General features: G+C 70.1%; 1 protein-coding gene. It reads right to left on the reverse strand.

Annotated features, from left to right (window positions below):
• Positions 1–18 precede the first annotated feature (18 nt).
• Positions 19–1,224 (reverse strand): serine hydrolase, encoded by a 1,206-nt coding sequence (locus B7767_RS32545; RefSeq protein ID WP_085575264.1) that lies wholly within the window; start codon positions 1,222–1,224, stop codon positions 19–21.
• Between the last annotated feature and the right edge of the window lie 397 nt (positions 1,225–1,621).

Raw genomic sequence — 1,621 nt, forward strand, 5'->3', positions numbered from 1 at the left:
GTGCGGTGGTCTGCCGGGTCAGTCGCGGGTGACCTGGGGAGCGATGTCCTCGGTGTGACCGCGGGCCGGGGCGGTGGGCTCGGCGGCGGCCGTACCGGAGCCGCAGAAGGAGGCGTCCAGCGTGGCGCCGAGTGTGGCGTTCACGGTCCCGTTGTTGGAGGTGTTCGCCAGGGAGGTCATGCTGCGGGCGCCGTCGGCGGTGGTGAAGGCGTAGGTGTAGTAACCCTGGACGGTGCCGGTGTGACCGTAGACGGTGGTGCCGCAGGAGAGCGTGCGGGCCCTGAGGCCCAGTCCGTAGGACTGCTTCCCGTCCGCGGTGACCGGGACCATGGTGGTCATGTCCTCCAACTGCTCGGCGGGCAGGAGATTCCCGGACAGCAGCGCGGAGAAGAAGCGGTTGAGGTCCTTCCCGTTGGAGACGACCGCGCCCGCGGACTGGGCCCAGGAGACGGTCTGTTCGGTGGAGTCGACCAGCGGCAGCGTGGTGTCGTCCTGCCGGAGGTAACCACGGGCGTAGGAGCCGGAGAGGGTCGTCCGCGGATGGACGTACGAGGTGTTCCGCAGCCGCAGGGGGGCGAAGATGCGCCGCTTGTACTGGGTGGCGATCGGGGTGCCGGTGATGTGCTCGACGAGCTGCCCCAGCACGACGAAGTTGGTGTTGGAGTAGCTGTAGGCGGCGCCCGGCGCGTTGTTCAGGGGGCGCGCGGTCGACAGGTCGATGAGCTCCTGGTAGCTGAAGACCTTGTTCCGGACCGCCTCGAAACCCGGGACGGTGTTGTAGAACATGTCGTTGGTGTAGTCGTACAGGCCGCTGCGGTGGCTGAGCAGATGCCGCACGGTGATGCGGGCGTCGGGCAGCGGTTCGGGCAGGTAGCGGTTGGCCGGGGCGTCCAGGTCGACGCGGCCCTCGGCGGCGAGTTGCAGCAGCACCACCGCGGTGAAGGTCTTGCTGACGCTGCCCACGCGGAACCGGCGGTCGGTGTCCATCGCCGTGTGGGCGCCGGTGTCGGCCTCCCCGGTGGCGACGCGGTAGGTGGTGAAACCCTCGTCGATCCGGGTGAGCGCTCCGGGAGCGCCTTGTGAGAGGGCCGTGTTGTGCACGGTGCGCACGGCGGTGAGGTCGGGGGCGGGCAGGGAGGAACCGTCCGCGAGGGCCGGAGCGGCCCCCAGGGTGACGAGCAGGGTGGAGCCGGCGAGCACCAGGCTCACATCTTTGATCCGCATCCGCGTCTTTCCTGATGGTGGGGGAACCGGAGGGCGCCCGCGACTCCGGATCGACCCAACTCCCTTTGTGCGCGGGTAAGTCGGAGAGGTCACCGGCGGCCGGGGCGGCACCTGGGGCATCGTAGTGCACCATCGGCCGCCCACCGGGCACCAGGAACCCGGTCACCACACCTGTGACACCGAGTGTTCAAAACGCTGTGACGCGAAGGACGTTCCGGGCCCTGTCCCCTTCCGTGCCGGGCGGGTCCGGAACCGCGGAGGGATCAGGAGTGCCTGGCGCGGTACAGGCCCCGGCCGCTGCGCCGGATGCGGGAGGTGCCGACGAGGCGGTCGAGGGTGCTGCGGACCGCGTTGATGCTCCCGCTGTCGGTGTCACGGCCGAGGGCCGCCGCCACGT

This window comes from Streptomyces sp. 13-12-16, from assembly GCF_002114215.1.
Classification (GTDB): domain Bacteria; phylum Actinomycetota; class Actinomycetes; order Streptomycetales; family Streptomycetaceae; genus Streptomyces.

Excerpts from the sequence above, each read along its gene's own strand:
- B7767_RS32545 (WP_085575264.1), bottom strand. The coding sequence starts at position 1,224 with ATGCGGATCAAAGATGTGAGCCTGGTGCTCGCCGGCTCCACCCTGCTC.